Origin of the sequence: Kushneria phyllosphaerae (assembly GCF_900312995.1) — a bacterium.
In the GTDB taxonomy this organism is placed as follows: Bacteria; Pseudomonadota; Gammaproteobacteria; order Pseudomonadales; family Halomonadaceae; genus Kushneria; species Kushneria phyllosphaerae.
Genome location: NZ_ONZI01000025.1, coordinates 1 through 440 on the forward strand (window position 1 = coordinate 1; position 440 = coordinate 440).

Here is a 440-nt window from a genome sequence, read left to right on the forward strand (position 1 = left end):
TTTATGTTGGGCAGCCTCGATAAGTGGCAGGCCAAAACCTTCGCCTTCCGAGGCGGCGATCAAGCAGTCGGAAGCCGCGTAGATTTTTTCGAGGTATTCGTCACTGACGCCGTCCAACCAGAACAAGCGTCGATTGCGCTCGGCATGGTTATGGAGCATTTCAACCAGTAAGTCGACATTCCAGCCGTGCTTTCCAACCATCACCAGGTTGACATCCACGCCCTCGCTCCAAAGGCGCTCAAATGCAGCCAGTGTTTGCAATTGCCCCTTGCGCGGCTCGATAGTTCCCACCATCAAGAAAGCGGGGCGGTGTGCAAGGGTGTCTAACACATCGTCAGCGGTAGCCGGTAGACCTTTGGTGGGAACAGACCGCGCTACATCCGCTCCCAAATGGAACCAGCCAAGCTTGAAGGGGCGTAAGCGCTCTGGACCGTTTACAC

At 55.9% G+C, this 440-nt stretch carries 1 protein-coding gene; it reads right to left on the bottom strand.

Going from position 1 to position 440, the window contains the following annotated elements; genetic code table 11:
* Positions 1-440 (bottom strand): glycosyltransferase (locus tag KSP9073_RS17280; RefSeq protein ID WP_114403763.1); only part of this gene is annotated, 440 nt, incomplete at both ends.